Consider the following 14,018-nt stretch of genomic DNA (forward strand, 5'->3'; position numbering starts at 1 on the left):
AACGGGCGCCCCGGTGCTCTTGCACTGGTGGGGGACGTCGCCACGACGGGTCACGTGGCGACACACCTGGACCGGTGGCGGTCCGCGACGAGAGCTTCGCTGGGGGGAGCTCTCGCGGCGGATCGCCACCGGTTCTCCCGTCTCCGGGAGGTTCCGTCCTGCCGGCACGTGCCCTCGCGTCCCGGTGGCAGCGCCCCCGATCTCAGACGGCGTCCGTGCGCGCGCCGAGCCAGGGCGCGAGGACGTCGGTGCGCCCCAGCCAGCGCAGCCCGCCGTCGGCCAGCTCGTCCGGCGTCGCGAGCACGTCGCGGAACGCGTCGAGGACCCGCTCGCGCACGTCGTCGCCCGGCTCGCCGTCCGGCGGCGTCGCGCCGACGACCACCACGCGCGTGTGCGGCTCGACGGGCCGCCCCTCGGCGGTGGTCGCGTCGTCCCACGTGCCGAGCGTGCCGATGCACAGCTGGCCGCCCGCGCCGTCCCACGCGCACAGCGAGTCCGGGCGGTTCGCGACGTGGAACACCCCGCGCGACCGGACCCGCCCGGTGCCCAGGTCCTCGATGCGACGCAGCAGCCGCTCGGGGTCGAAGGGGCGGGCCGAGCGCAGCTCGACCGTCCAGCTCCGGTCGCCCGCGCGGCGCGCGTGCCGGGGGAGCGGACCCCGCACGCCGAGCGGGTGCGCCCGGCGCTCGCCGGCCACCGGGTCGTGCGTGCGTCCTGCGAGGTCGGCGGCGGCGAGCGCGTGGAGCCCGTCGACCCGGTGCGTCCCGACGCCGCGCAGCCGGTCGACGAGCCCCGCCCCGGTCACGGCGGCGACGGGGTCCCCGGTCGTCACGACGAGGTCGGCGTGCTCGAGCTGCGCGGCGAGCACCTCCCCGACGGCCCGCTGGTCGTCCTCCGTGAGCCCGACGCCGCGCTCGGCGACGAGGTCGTCGTCGAGCAGGTCGTGCTCGAGCGTGTCGACGTCGGCGACGGCGAGCACGGTCGCGAGGCGCAGCCGCTCGAGCTCGCCGCCGGGGGTGGTCTGCGCGGCGAGCGCGCGCACGACGGGCAGCGACTCGGCCGCCACGGGGAGCGCGAGCACGACGTGGTCCCAGCGCCCGTCGTCCGCGAGCCGCCGCAGCGTCGGGACGGCGTCCTCCCGGACCGCGCACGACAGGCACGCGTGCTCGAGCGGCACGACCTCGTCCTCGACGACGCCGCTCGCGTCGACGACGACCCGGCGCAGCGCGCCCTCGGCGGCGCGGATGTCGTGGCGGAGCGCGACGACGCGCGGAGCCCCGACGACGAGCCCGAATACCGCGCTGTCGCGCAGCACGGGATCGATGGTCGCGAGGACGCTGAGGGCGACGCGGGTGTCGTCGGGCGAGGGGTCCGGCGAGGGGTCCGGCGAGGGGTGCGACGAGAAGGGCATGAAGCGCTCCGATCCGTGGTCTGGGGCGTCCCGGGAGGCTCGGCGGCCGGCTCGGGAACAACCTGCTCCTGAGAACTGTTCTCGACAGCGGGTCAGCATAGCGTCTTGACGGGAATGATTCTCACTATCTAGTGTCGTCCCCGTCGCCCCGACCGACCCCGAGAGGAACCGCCATGTCCGCCGTCTGCCAGGTGCTCGGCACCGCTCCCGGGTTCGGCCACGCGATCTCGCACTCCCACGTGCGGACCAAGCGTCGCTTCGACCCGAACATCCAGAAGAAGCGCTACTGGGTGCCGTCGCTGGGTCGCCACGTGACCCTGCGCGTCAGCGCCCGGGGCATCAAGACCATCGACCGCCAGGGGATCGACGCCGTCGTGGCGCGGATCCTCGCCCGAGGGGAGAAGCTCTGATGGCTACCCGCACCGACCTCCGTCCCGTGATCAAGCTCCGGTCCACCGCGGGCACCGGGTTCACCTACGTGACCCGCAAGAACCGCCGCAACGACCCCGACCGGATGGTCCTGCGCAAGTTCGACCCCGTCGTCCGCCGCCACGTCGACTTCCGCGAGGAGCGCTGATGGCGAAGCGGTCGAAGATCGCGCGCAACGAGCAGCGGGCGGCCGTCGTCGCCCGCTACGCCGAGCGTCGCGCCGAGCTGAAGCGCGTCGTCGCGTCGCCGTCGTCCTCGCCCGAGGAGAAGGCGGACGCGGTGCGCGAGCTCCAGCGCCAGCCCCGCGACGCGAGCGCCACGCGCACGCGGAACCGCGACGTCGTCGACGGCCGCCCGCGCGGCTACCTGAGGAAGTTCGGACTCTCGCGCGTCCGCCTGCGCCAGCAGGCGCACCGCGGCGAGCTGCCCGGAGTCACGAAGTCGAGCTGGTGACCGCCGCCCCGAGCGGCGGCCGGCCCCGGCTCAGCAAGGAGACCACCATGAAGAAGGACATCCACCCCGTCTACGGGCCCGTCGTCTACCGCGACAAGTCCGCCGACTTCTCGTTCCTGACCCGCTCGACCCTCGCGGGCGACCACCCGCAGGGCCCGGGCGTCCCGCGCGAGACCGTGACCTGGACGGACGGGAACACCTACCCCGTCGTCGACGTCGAGATCTCGAGCGCGAGCCACCCGTTCTACACGGGCACGCAGCGCGTCGTGGACACGGCCGGGCGCGTCGAGAAGTTCCGCCAGCGCTACGGCGCCCGCGGCGGCGCGCAGGGCGGGAGCGCCCGATGAAGGTCCGCGCCTCGCTCCGCTCGCTCAAGGACAAGCCCGGGGCGAAGGTCGTGCGCCGGCACGGCAAGACCTTCGTCCTCAACAAGGCCAACCCGCGCTGGAAGGCCCGTCAGGGCTGACCCGCGCACCACCACCACCGGAGAGGAGCGGCCGCCCGGGTGTCCGGGCGGCCGACCACGCATGCACCACACCGCACCCGACCCGACCGACGCCGCTGCCGATCCCGCCCGGGTGACGGCCCCTCCCGGCGCCCGTGCCCGACGCCGCCCGCTCGCCCTCGCGCTCGGCCTCGCCCTCCCGCTCACGCTCGTCGCGGCGTGCGCGCAGGGCGCGGGCGCCGAGGGCGAGCAGGGCGACGCGGCCGAGCCCGCGCCGTCGGCCACGTCCGACGTGAGCGAGGCCGCGGCGCTCACCCCCCGCCTCGCGATCACCTACGACGGCGGCGTCCAGGTCCTCGACGCGACGACGCTCGAGGTCGTCGACGACCTCGAGCTCGACGGCTTCAACCGCCTCAACCCCGCGGGCGACGGGCGGCACCTGCTCGTCTCGACGTCCGGCGGGTTCCAGGTGCTCGACGCCGGCACCTGGGCCGAGCCGCACGGCGACCACGCCCACTACTACACGGCCGACCCGGTCCTCACGGACGTGACGTACGCGGCCGAGAAGCCGGGCCACGTCGTCGTGCACGACGGCCGCACCGCGCTGTTCGACGACGGCACGGGCGACATCACCGTGCTCGACTCGGCCACGGTGGCCGACCCGCACGGCATCGACGACGCGCGCACCCTGACCACCCCCGCGGCGCACCACGGCGTCGCGGTCGAGCTGTCCGACGGCTCGCTCGTCGTCTCCGAGGGCACCGAGGACGCGCGCACCGGCGTCCGGATCCTCGACGCCGCGGGCGACGAGGTCGCGGCGAACGACCAGTGCCCCGGCGTCCACGGGGAGGCCGTCGCCGCGGGCGAGGCCGTCGTCATCGGCTGCGAGGACGGCGTGCTCGTCGTCGCGGGCGGCGCGATCACCAAGGTCGCCGCCCCGGACGCCTACGGGCGCATCGGCAACCAGGCGGGCAGCGAGGTGTCGCCCGTCGTGCTCGGCGACTACAAGTCCGACCCCGACGCGGACCTCGAGCGGCCCACGCGCGTCTCCCTCGTGGACACGCGCGACGCGAGCCTGCGCCTCGTCGACCTCCCCGCGAGCTACACGTTCCGCTCGCTCGGGCGGGGCGACGCGGGCGAGGCGCTCGTGCTCGGCACCGACGGGTCGCTGCACGTCATCGACCCGGAGTCGGGCACGGTCGTCCGGTCCGTCCCCGTCGTCGACGCGTGGGAGGAGCCCGAGGAGTGGCAGGAGCCGCGGCCGGCGCTGTTCGTCCAGGACGGCATCGCCTACGTCACGGACCCGGCCGGTCGCGCGATCCACGCGGTCGACTACGTGGGCGGCGAGGTGTGGAAGAGCGCGGAGCTCGACGTCGTCCCGAACGAGCTCAACGGGGTCACCGGCAAGCCGGCCACCACGGGGGGCCACGAGGCCGACGAGCACGCCCACGAGGACGGCGAGCACGGTCACGACGAGCCCGCGCACGACGAGCACGAGGGCCACGACCACGAGCACGAGGACGGCTGAGCGAGGACACGCGACGACGAGAGCCGCGAGAAGTCGCGCGAAACTCCGCGTGTTCCCTAGTGTTGTCCCCGGTGCACGGCCCCGCGGCTGGCACACTGAGACCGTGACGACGGGTGGTGACCACCGCGCGTCGTGAACCGAAGAAGGGATTCGCATGTCGCTCAACAAGTCCGAGCTCGTCTCGGCCATCGCCAGCAAGGCCGACCTGTCGAAGGCGGACGCCGAGAAGGCTCTCAACGCCTTCCAGGAGGTGCTCATCGAGTCGCTGGGCAAGGGCGAGGCCGTCAAGGTCACGGGCCTCCTGTCCGTCGAGCGCGTCGAGCGTGCCGCCCGCACGGGCCGCAACCCCCGTACGGGCGAGGAGATCTCGATCCCGGCCGGTTACGGCGTGAAGATCAGCGCCGGCAGCCTGCTCAAGAAGGCCGTCGCCAAGTGACGTCCCGCTGACCGGCCGTCGCCGGCCCGGTCAGCAGCACGAAGGCCCGGACCCCCGTGAGGGGATCCGGGCCTTCGTGCGTCGCACCCCCTGTGCCGAGCACGGGGTTGACGTCGTCATCGGCGTGATGGCGCCACCGACGACGTGCTCGACCGCGAGGAGGCTCGTGATCGGCGACCTGCGTGTTTTCAGGCGTGCACGACGTTCGCGAGGATGCCGTGCTGCGTGAGGCGCGTGCCGATCGCCTGGTCGACCTCGCCGAACGCCTTGTTCGAGCGCGCGACGCCGACGGCGCCGGCCATCGCGCCGTGCCCGGTCGGGCGGTCGATGCGCGCGACGAGCTGGTCGCCGTGGACCATGAAGTCGACCGTGAAGACGAGGTGCTGGGCCTTGCCGGCGAACGCGCCGAGCCAGAACGTCTTCTGCTTGCTGCCGCGCTCGGCGGCCCACTGGCCCGTGGGGCGCGTGGTCACCGTGAAGCCCTGCTCCTGGAGCGCGGCGTGCAGGTGCTGCTTGGCGACCTCCGGGTCACCGGAGAGGAAGTAGTCGACCGTGGCCATAAGGGCTCCTCGTGCGTCGTGGTGGCGGGTGCGGCGGTCGCGCCGGGTCGTGGCAGGGCGCGCGGCCCCGGGGATGCTACCGCCGGGCCGGACCGACGGCCCGACCTGTCTTGAGAATCGTTCTCACGTACCGGTAGGCTGGGCGCTCGCCCACCGGAAGGACCCCTCATGGCCGTGCCCAAGCGCAAGCTCTCCCGCTCGAACACCCGCGCCCGTCGCTCGCAGTGGAAGGCGCAGGTGCCCGAGCTCGTGACCGTCGTCGTCGACGGCCGCGAGGTCACCCTCCCGCGCCGCCTCGTCGCGGGCGTGCGCCGCGGCCACGTGACGCTCCCCGAGTGAGCCGGAGGGGGCCCCGGACGGCCCGGCCTGCGCGATCGGTGCCCGACGGCGCGTGCCGCCGGGCGTCGTCGGGCCGCCGTGGCAGCATCCTCGCGTGAGCGCACCGACCCCTCCCGAGACGCCCGGGCGCGGCGAGCGCCGCACGCGGTCCCGGCGGGTGCCCGACGTCCTGGCGCGCGGCACCGCACGCACCCCGGCGCACGCCCACGCCCACGCGCACGGCCCGGCGGCGCCCGCGACCCGGCGCGTGCGGGTCACGCTCGCCGCGCTCCTGGTGCCCGCGCTGCTCGTCACGCTCGCCGGGCTCGTCGCGCTGTGGCCCGCCGCGGCGGACGTGCCCGCACGCATCCCCGTCGCCGCGGAGGGCAGCACGGTCCTGCGCGCGACCGTCACCGGGCCGGTCGACGAGGCGACGAGCGAGGTGCCCGCCCGGCTCGACGCGGGCTCCCGCGCGGGCGGCGAGGACGTGGGCGGCGACGCGATCACCGTCAACGCGCCGCCCGAGTACCTCGCCTACGGGTTCGAGGAGGGCGACCGCCTGCGCGTCCTGTACATCGCCGAGGCCGCGGGTGCGGGCGGCACGCCCTACGTCTTCATGGACTTCGAGCGTGGGCTGCCCATCGGCGTCCTCGCGGTCGCGTACGCCGTCGTGGTGCTCGCCGTCGCGCGGTGGCGCGGCCTCGCGGCGCTCGCGGGGCTCGCGGGGGCGTTCGTCGTCATCACGTCGTTCACGCTGCCCGCGCTCCTCACCGGGCAGAACGCGCTGGGCGTCGCGCTCGTGACGTCGTCGCTCGTCATGTTCGTCGTGCTGTACGTCGCGCACGGGTTCACCGCGCGGACGTCGACGGCGCTGCTCGGCACCCTCGTCGGCCTGGTGCTCACGGCCGTGCTGGGCTGGTGGGGATCCGGGGCGGCCAACATCACGGGCCTCACGTCGGAGGAGTCCCTGTGGATCCCGCAGTACGCGCCCGAGCTCTCGATCCGCGGGGTCGTGCTGTGCGGGATCGTGCTCGCCGGCATGGGCGTGCTCAACGACGTGACGATCACGCAGGCGTCCGCGGTGTGGGAGCTGCGCGCCGTCGCGCCGCTCGCGACCCGGCGCGAGCTGTACGCGCGCGCGATGCGCATCGGGCGCGACCACATCGCCTCGACCGTCTACACGATCGCGTTCGCGTACGTCGGCGCCGCGCTGCCGCTCCTCATGGCGGTCTACCTCTCCGACCAGAACCTCGCGACCAGCCTCACCTCGGGCGAGATCGCGGAGGAGGTCGTGCGCACCCTCGTCGGCTCGATCGGGCTCGTCCTCGCGATCCCCATCACCACGGGCATCGCGGCGCTCACCGTGCCCGGCGCCGGCTCGGCGCGGTCGGTCCCCGTGGGTAGGGTCGAGGTCCCCGCGACCTGACGGCGGGGCGCCCGCCCGCGCGGGCACGACGACCGGGCGACCCGGCGGCACGACGAGAGGACGACGGTGACGGAGACGACGGACGGCCTGAGCGGCCGGGACGGCCGGGACGTGGCGGTGCTCGGGCCGGGCGGGGTCGGCGGGCTGGTCGGCGCGCTGCTCGTCCGGTCGGGCGCCCGGGTGACGTTCCTCGCGGGCGAGGCCACGGCGGCCACCCTCACGGAGCGCGGCCTGCACGTGCGCAGCCGCCAGGTGGGCGACCTCCACGTCCCGGCGCACGCGGCCACGCGCCTCGACGCCCCGGTCGACGTCGTCGTGGTGGCGGTCAAGCAGACCGCGCTCGACGACGCGCTCGACCGCGTGCCGCCGGAGGTGCTCGGCGACGGGGTGGTCGTCCCGATGCTCAACGGCCTCGACCACCTCGACGCGCTGCGCGCGCGGTACGGCACCGCGCGCGTGCTCCCCGCGACGGTCCGCGTCGAGTCCACGCGCGTCGCGCCGGGCGAGATCGAGCACACGAGCGCGTTCGTCGAGGTCGACGTCGCGCCGGGCGGGGTGGCCCCGGAGCGGGTCGAGGCCGTCCGCGCGCTCCTCGACGGGGCGGGCATCCCCACCACCGTGCACGACGACGAGACGGCGCTGATGTGGGCGAAGCTCGGCTTCCTCGCGCCGTTCGCGCTGCTCACGACGGCGCACCGCGCCCCGATCGGAGAGGTGCGGACCACGCACCGGGCCGAGCTCGAGGCGCTCGTCCGCGAGGTCGCCGCCGTCGCGGCGGCGAGCGGCGCGCCGTCGGACCCGGACCGGACCCTGACGTTCTACGACCGCTTCGGGGCCGACGCGAAGTCCTCGATGCTGCGCGACGCCGAGGCGGGCCGGCCGCTCGAGACCGACGCGATCGGCGGCGCGATCGTGCGCGCCGCCGACCGCGCGGGGGTCGACGCGCCCCTGACGCGCGCGCTCGTCGAGCGTCTCGGGGGCTCAGCGCGACCGTCGTGAGGTCTCCCGGCGCGCGGGCTCATCCCGCGGCCGGGCCGGGCGCCGCGACGGCGTGCTCGGCGGCGCGGCTCACGTCCTCCCAGGCCGCCCACGTGTCCTGACGCTGTCGCGAGATCCCCTGGGCGAGGTCGTAGACCATGCTGCCGAGCAGGAGGCGCAGCGGCGGGTCCTCGCTGTCGACGAGCGTGAGCACCGCGTCGGCGGCGAGCCGCGGGTCGCTGTCGACCGAGCCGTCCGCCCACTGCTTCTCGAGCTGCGCGCGCAGGGGCGCGTAGGCGTCGAGCGCGGTCGTCGTCGTCATGCTCGTGTACAGGTCCGTCCAGTACCCGCCCGGCTGCACGACGGTGACCGAGACCCCGAAGGGTGCCGCCTCCAGGGCGAGCGCCTCGCTCATCCCCTCGAGCGCGAACTTGCTCGCGCTGTACAGGCCCGTGCTCGGGAAGCCGGCGAGCGCGGCGATGCTCGACATCTGGAGCACGTGGCCCGAGCCCTGGCGCCGCAGGTGCGGCAGCGCCGCCTGGCTGACCCAGAGCGCCCCGAAGAAGTTCACCCCGAGCTGCGCGCGCGCCTGCGCCTCGGTGAACTCCTCGACCATGCCCATCGACATCGTCCCGGCGTTGTTCACGACGACGTCGAGCCGGCCGAGGTGCTCGACGGCGGTGTCGACCGCGGCCACCACCGCGTCGCGGTCGGTGACGTCGAGGGGGAGCGCGAGCACACGGTCGTGGTGCTCCGGGGCGAAGGCGTCCCGGGACGCGGTGCGCGCGGCGGCCACGACGCGGTCGCCGCGCTCCAGCGCCGCGACGGCGATCGCGTGCCCGATGCCGCGGCTCGCGCCGGTGACGAACCAGGTCCGGGCCGGCGGGGAGGTGTGTCGCATGACGGTTCCCTTCGAGAATGAGACGAGACGGTCCGTCTCGTTGGCTCGACCGTAGAGGGCTGCATGACCGTCGTCAAGACGAAACGGTCCGTCTCGCCGGGGTAGTCTGCCGCCATGGCCGCACCCGATCCCTCGCGCCGCAGCGAGTCCTCCCGCCGCGCCGTCCTCGCCGCCGCGCTCGACCTCCTCCAGGAGATCCCGTACCCGCAGCTGAGCATCGAGGGCATCGCGGCCCGCGCCCGCGTGGGGAAGCAGACGATCTACCGGTGGTGGCCGTCGAAGGCCGCGATCGTCCTCGACGCGTTCCTCACGCTCAGCGAGGGCGAGGACGGGGGAGCGCCGGTCCTGCCCGACACCGGAGACCTCGTCGCCGACCTGCGGCACGTGCTGCACGCGACCGTCGCCGAGCTGGAGGACCCGCGTCTCGCCGCGCCCATGCGCGCGCTCGCCACGGAGGCGGCCCACGACCCGGCGCTCGCGGACCTCTACCGCGAGCGCCTCGACGAGCCGCTCCGCGAGGCCAAGCGGCAGCGGCTCCGCAGCGCGCAGGAGTCCGGGGAGCTGGCCCCCGACCTCGACCTGGACGTCGCCGTCGACCTCGTCTGGGGCCCGGTGCTCAACCGCTGGCTCCAGCGGACCGGCCCGCTCACCGTCGAGTACGTCGACCGCGTCCTCGACACGGCGCTGGGTGGGCTGCGCCCGCGCTGACCCGCGCCTCTTCCTCGACCACGGTCGAGCTCTTCACCGGACCGCCACGCGACCCCCTGTGGACGTGTCCCCAGGCGCCTCACAGGTTCGCCAGGATGTCCGTCATGAGAGAGCCGTGGGTCGACGTCGCGCTGGCGCGACTCCCCGAGACGCGTTCCTGCCCCGCGTGCGCCGCGCCGTTGCGGTCGTCGCGGTGCGACCGGTGCCTGCTCGACCTCGTCGGGCCGCTCGCGTTCGAGGTGGCGGCGGCGTCGACCGACGCGGCCGACGCGCTCCGGCGGCGCCAGACCGCCCTCGACACGCTCCGGGCCGCCCAGCCCGAGGCGGCCGCGTGGGCCGCCCGTGCCGCCGTCGCGGCCCCGCCCGGCACGCTCCCCGGCGCCCTGCGCGGTGGCCGGCCCGGCCCGGCGCGCGGCGGCGCGGGCGGCGGCTGGGGAGACCCGGCGGGCCCGCCGCCGATGCGTCCGCTCGACGCGAGCGGGCGCGGCGCGGCGGGGCCTCGCTCGTCGACACTGTCGCCCGTGGCCGGACCGGGTGGGCCGGCGCGTCCCGGAGCGGCCGGCCCGGTCGCGCCGGTGCCTGTGCCCGGGCCTGCGGGACCGCGCGCCGGTGGCGTCGGTCCGGGTGCGGCCCCCGCGCGGTCCGTCGGCCTCCAGCCCGTCCTCGCCGGGGCGGGGGCCGGGCTGCTCGCCGTGGCCGCCGTCGTCTTCGTGTTCTTCACGTTCGCCGACGACCTGGCCCTGCGCGCCCTCGTCACCGGGGTGGTCACCGCGCTCACGGTCGGTGCCGCGGTGCTCCTGCGGTCGCGCGGCCTGAGGTCGTCCGCGGAGGCCGTCGCGGCGCTGGCCGTCGTGCTCGCCCTGGTCGACGTCGAGCTCGCGCTCAGCGCGTGGGCGCTCGACCCGGTGGGTGCCGCCGCGGCGCGCGCGACGCTGCTCGCCGTCGTGCTCGTCGGCCTCGGCGTCGTGGGCGAGCGGGCGCGCGTCCGGGCCTGGGTGACGGGCGCCGTCGTGCTCGGTCCTCTCGTGCCGCTGGTCGCGGCGCCCGCGGCGCAGGCGTCGTGGGGCTGGGCCGTCGCGCTCTTCGTGACGGCGTGCCTGACGGCGGTCGCCGGCCCCGTCGCCGCGGCGGCGGGCGCGCGCGTGGGCGGCACCCTCGGCGCGGAGCGCGGGTTCCTGGGCGTCGTGCGCACGGTCGCCGTGCTCCTCGCGGTCCTCGTCGGGTTCACCGTCGCCGCGCCGCCGGGGCTGCCCGGGGGAGCGGGTGCGGCGCTCGTCGCGCTCGGGGCGGCGCTCGTCGCGACGCTGCTCCGGGTCACGACGGGCGAGCGGCGCTGGTACGCGGTCGGCGGCGCCGCGGCGGTGCTCGCCGGCGCGCTGCTCGGCACGGGCGACGGCGTCGGCTTCGTGGGTCTCGCGCCCGCGCTCGGCGCGCTCGCGTGGGTCGTCGTGCTGGTGCTCACCGGCCGCCGCGTGTCGGCGGGGGTGCTCCGGGCACCCGTCCCCGCGGTCGGCCGCTCCGACGCGCTCCTCGGAGGCGCCGTCGTCGTGCTCGTCATGGCGGGCCCCGCCCTCGCGCTCGCGGGCCTGCGGGCCGCCGAGGTGCTCGTGACCCCGACCGCGGGGACGAGCGCCGTGCTCGACGACGCGCCGCTGGGCGTGGGTGTCCTGTCCGCCGGGCTGGCGGGCGAGGGCACGGCGCCCGGGACCGTCGGCGCGACGCTGCTCGACGGCACGCTCGTCGGCCTCCTCTCCGTGCTCGTCGTCCTGCTCGTCGCGGCCCGGCTCCCGCTGCGCACGTCGCGGACCGCGCCGCCCCTCCTCGGTGGGACGGGCCGGCTCGGGACGGCGCCGCTCGTCGTGACCGGGCGCGCGCTCGCCCCGTGGGCGGCCCTCGCGCTCGTCCTCACCCTCGTGCTCGACCCGCGGCTGGCGGGCGTCATGTCGCTCGTCCTGCTCGGGCTGCTCGCCGCGGCGCTGCTCGTCGTGACGGCGCGGCCGGCCGCGGCCGCCGCGCCCGCCGGCACCGATCCCTCCGCGGGCGCCCCGTCGCCCGGCGCCGTCGTGCGCGCCGTCCGGCGCGGGCTCGGACGCGCCCTGCGCCCCGTCGCGCGTCTCGTGCCCGGCGCGCGCACCGCCGTCCGCCACGGTCTGCTCCCCGTCGGCCGGTCCGAGCGGCGGGCCGCGCACGCCGCCGCCGTCGCGGGCACCGTCCTCGTGCTCGTCCTCCTCGTCGCCGGGTCCTGGGTCGCGCGCCCGACGGCGACCGCCGGGGCCGTCGTCGTCGGCCTGCTCCTGCTCGCGGCGCGCGCCGCCGCGCCGCGGTCCCTGCACGCGCCCCTCGTCGGGATCGCGTACGGGTACGCGCTGCTCGTGCTCGGGGTGACGCTCGCGTGGAGCGGCGCCGGGACGGTCGTCGTGCTGTGCGGGGTGTCCGGCGTCGCCTCGCTCGCGGCGCTCGCGGTGACGCTCGCGCCGCGCGTCGACCGGGACTCGTGGTGGGCGGTCCTCGGCGTGACGGCCGTGCCGTTCGGGCTCGGCGTGCTCACCGTCGTCGACGAGCGCAGCACCTGGTCCGTCGCGGCGTGCCTCGCGATGCTCGCGCTCGAGGTCGTGCTGGTCGGCTCCCGGCGCCCCGGCTCGGTGACGGCGCTGCGCGTCCTCGCCGCGGCCCTCGTGCTCCCGACGGCGGCCGTCGCCGTGGTGAGCGCGGGCGCGCTCGTCCTCCCGGGCAGCGGCTCGCCCGTCGTCCTGCCCGTCGTCGCCGTGCTCGTCGCGGCGGCGCTCGCGGGGGCCCGGCCGCTCGCGGCACGGCTCGACCTCGGGGCGGGCCGCGTCGCGGTCGAGGCGAGCGGGGCCGTGACGGGGGCCATCGCGGTCGGGCTCGCGTACGGGCGTCCCGCCGCGGGGCCGACGATCGCCGTCGCCGTGCTGCTCCTGCTCGCCGTCGGTGCGGGGCTCGCCGCGCGCGACCGCGACCGGCGGGGGGAGTGGTGGCTCGCCGCCGTCCTGGGCACCGCGGCGCTGTGGACGGCGCTCGCTGCCGCCGAGGTCGGGCTCGTCGAGGCGTACACCGCGCCGCTCGCGCTCGCCGCCGTCGTCGTGGGCGCGCTCCTCGCCCGTCGTGCGCGGCGCTGGTGGGAGCTCGCGGGCGCGGGTCTCGTGCTGCTCGTCGTGCCGTCGGTGCTCGTCCTGGGCGCGGCCCCGGGCGCGGGCGACGTCCGCGCGCCGCTGCTCGTCGTCGCCGGTGCGGTGGCGGTGGCCGGCGCGGTGCTGCTCCGGCAGGGGACGACGGCGGGCGGCGTCGCCCCGGCCGCGACGACCCGCAGCGCGTGGCGGCGTGCCGGCGCGCTCCGGCTCGCCGGAGCCGCGGTGCTCGCCGCGGTCGCCGGGACGGTGGAGTCGCTGCACGTCGCGCACGTCGCGGGCGGTGGCGCGCTGTCCGTCGTCGGGTTCGCGTGGGCGCTCGCGGCGGGCGGCGTGGCGCTCGGCGCCGGGCTCGTCGCGGCGCGCGCGGCGTCGGGCCGTGGCGCCGCGGCGGCGCGGCGCTGGGCCGTCGCGCCCGCCCTGACGCTCGTGGTGGTCGGCGCCGTCGCGAACGTGCGGCCCGTGTGGGGCGTCATCGCGACGGTCTGGCTCGTCGAGGTCGCGCTGCTCGCGGTGCTCGTGGTGGGGGTGCGCCGCGCCGTGCGCGGGCGGCTCGACCTCCCGCCCGCGTGGTTCCTGTGGCTGCTCGCCCTCGTCGCCGCGATCGGCGCGTGGTCGCCGCGCGAGCTGCGCGTCGAGGTGTTCTCCCTGCCCCTCGGCGCCGGGCTCCTCGTCGCGGGCTACTTCGCGCTCGCGGCGGGCACGGCCGCGGGCCGACCGAGCGGTCTCCCGGCCGCGCCCGCGCGCACGGCCCGGCCCCTCGGCGGCTGGCCCGTCGGCGTCGTCGGGTCGTGGCGCACCCTCGCGCCCGGGCTCCTCGCGCTCGTCGGGCCGTCGGTGCTCGCGACGTACACCGACGCGCGCACGTGGCGCGCGATGCTCGTCGTCGTGCTCGCGCTCGCGGCGGTCCTCGTCGGGACGCGCAAGCACCTCGCGGCGCCGTTCCTGCTGGGCGTCGCCGTGCTGCCCGTCGAGATCCTCGTCGTGTTCGTCTCGCAGCTCGGCACGCGCATCTCCGCCGGGCCGTGGATGCTCACGCTGGCCGCGGCGGGCGGCCTGCTGCTCATCATCGCGACGTACTACGAGCGGCGGATCGCCGCGTACGACGGCGCCGCCGCGTACGTCCGGGACCTGCGCTGACCGAAATCCCTACCGGGTGGCCCGTTTCTCCGCCGGGTGGCCCATAATGTTCGGGATCCGCCGCACGACGGCGGGCTCATCGGCAACGCAGGCGGGGGCGAGGCCGCGACGGCGCACGGAGGTGTCCGGTCGTCGGGCC

General features: G+C 76.7%; 15 protein-coding genes. 12 read left to right on the plus strand and 3 right to left on the minus strand.

All coding sequences use genetic code 11. From position 1 onward, the window contains the following. Nucleotides 1-202 precede the first annotated feature (202 nt). Nucleotides 203-1,411, minus strand: coding sequence for a CobW family GTP-binding protein (locus tag ACPCUX_RS12185; RefSeq protein ID WP_423388851.1), 1,209 nt, complete (start codon nt 1,409-1,411; stop codon nt 203-205). Between the two features lie 173 nt (nt 1,412-1,584). Here ACPCUX_RS12185 and rpmB point away from each other — a divergent pair, with 173 nt between their 5' ends. The 7 genes from rpmB to ACPCUX_RS12220 all read left to right on the plus strand — a co-directional run bounded on the left by rpmB (nt 1,585) and on the right by ACPCUX_RS12220 (nt 4,702). Further along, nucleotides 1,585-1,821 (plus strand): 50S ribosomal protein L28, encoded by a 237-nt coding sequence (gene rpmB / locus ACPCUX_RS12190; protein WP_021483267.1) that lies wholly within the window; start codon nt 1,585-1,587, stop codon nt 1,819-1,821. Then, entirely contained in the window at nt 1,821-1,988 is a 168-nt protein-coding gene (rpmG, locus tag ACPCUX_RS12195; protein ID WP_021483268.1) for a 50S ribosomal protein L33, read from the plus strand. The genes rpmB and rpmG overlap by 1 nt, the downstream gene beginning before the upstream one ends. Next, entirely contained in the window at nt 1,988-2,293 is a 306-nt protein-coding gene (rpsN, locus tag ACPCUX_RS12200) for a 30S ribosomal protein S14 (RefSeq protein ID WP_171467255.1), read from the plus strand. Before rpmG ends, rpsN begins: the two co-directional genes overlap by 1 nt. 47 nt (nt 2,294-2,340) lie before the next feature. Further along, complete coding sequence (locus ACPCUX_RS12205) at nt 2,341-2,640, plus strand: type B 50S ribosomal protein L31 (RefSeq protein ID WP_194217122.1); 300 nt, start codon at nt 2,341-2,343, stop codon at nt 2,638-2,640. Next, complete coding sequence (gene ykgO, locus ACPCUX_RS12210) at nt 2,637-2,759, plus strand: type B 50S ribosomal protein L36 (RefSeq protein WP_021483271.1); 123 nt, start codon at nt 2,637-2,639, stop codon at nt 2,757-2,759. Before ACPCUX_RS12205 ends, ykgO begins: the two co-directional genes overlap by 4 nt. A gap of 61 nt (nt 2,760-2,820) precedes the next feature. Continuing rightward, entirely contained in the window at nt 2,821-4,266 is a 1,446-nt protein-coding gene (gene aztD / locus ACPCUX_RS12215; RefSeq protein WP_423388852.1) for a zinc metallochaperone AztD, read from the plus strand. A gap of 154 nt (nt 4,267-4,420) precedes the next feature. Further along, a complete protein-coding gene (locus ACPCUX_RS12220) occupies nt 4,421-4,702 on the plus strand; it encodes an HU family DNA-binding protein (protein ID WP_021482680.1) in 282 nt (93 codons plus the stop codon). Nucleotides 4,703-4,890: 188 nt separating this feature from the next. Here the strand turns inward: ACPCUX_RS12220 and ACPCUX_RS12225 are convergent, their stop codons facing one another. Then, on the minus strand, nt 4,891-5,262 hold the full coding sequence (locus ACPCUX_RS12225) for a hypothetical protein (protein ID WP_021482679.1): 372 nt from the start codon (nt 5,260-5,262) through the stop codon (nt 4,891-4,893). Nucleotides 5,263-5,430: 168 nt separating this feature from the next. Between ACPCUX_RS12225 and rpmF the strand changes: the two genes are divergently transcribed. From rpmF to ACPCUX_RS12240, 3 genes are all read left to right on the plus strand, one after another. Next, nucleotides 5,431-5,601: a 50S ribosomal protein L32 gene (gene rpmF, locus ACPCUX_RS12230; RefSeq protein WP_009864893.1), complete on the plus strand. Its 171-nt coding sequence runs from the start codon at nt 5,431-5,433 to the stop codon at nt 5,599-5,601. Nucleotides 5,602-5,695: 94 nt separating this feature from the next. Next, entirely contained in the window at nt 5,696-7,006 is a 1,311-nt protein-coding gene (locus ACPCUX_RS12235) for a YibE/F family protein (protein WP_423388853.1), read from the plus strand. A 66-nt stretch (nt 7,007-7,072) separates the two neighbouring features. Continuing rightward, nucleotides 7,073-8,005 carry a ketopantoate reductase family protein gene (locus ACPCUX_RS12240; RefSeq protein ID WP_415297680.1) on the plus strand — a complete coding sequence of 311 codons (933 nt, stop codon included), beginning with the start codon at nt 7,073-7,075 and terminating at the stop codon, nt 8,003-8,005. Nucleotides 8,006-8,024: 19 nt separating this feature from the next. On the opposite strand, the gene ACPCUX_RS12245 is transcribed toward ACPCUX_RS12240, so the two are convergent. Further along, complete coding sequence (locus tag ACPCUX_RS12245; RefSeq protein ID WP_423388854.1) at nt 8,025-8,885, minus strand: SDR family NAD(P)-dependent oxidoreductase; 861 nt, start codon at nt 8,883-8,885, stop codon at nt 8,025-8,027. 114 nt (nt 8,886-8,999) lie between these two features. Between ACPCUX_RS12245 and ACPCUX_RS12250 the strand changes: the two genes are divergently transcribed. Beyond that, nucleotides 9,000-9,593, plus strand: coding sequence for a TetR/AcrR family transcriptional regulator (locus ACPCUX_RS12250; RefSeq protein WP_086149445.1), 594 nt, complete (start codon nt 9,000-9,002; stop codon nt 9,591-9,593). 104 nt (nt 9,594-9,697) lie between these two features. Further along, complete coding sequence (locus tag ACPCUX_RS12255; RefSeq protein WP_423388855.1) at nt 9,698-13,879, plus strand: SCO7613 C-terminal domain-containing membrane protein; 4,182 nt, start codon at nt 9,698-9,700, stop codon at nt 13,877-13,879. The last annotated feature ends 139 nt before the right edge of the window (nt 13,880-14,018 follow it).

Origin of the sequence: Cellulosimicrobium sp. AB352, from assembly GCF_049538415.1 — a bacterium.
Lineage (GTDB): Bacteria > Actinomycetota > Actinomycetes > Actinomycetales > Cellulomonadaceae > Cellulosimicrobium > Cellulosimicrobium funkei.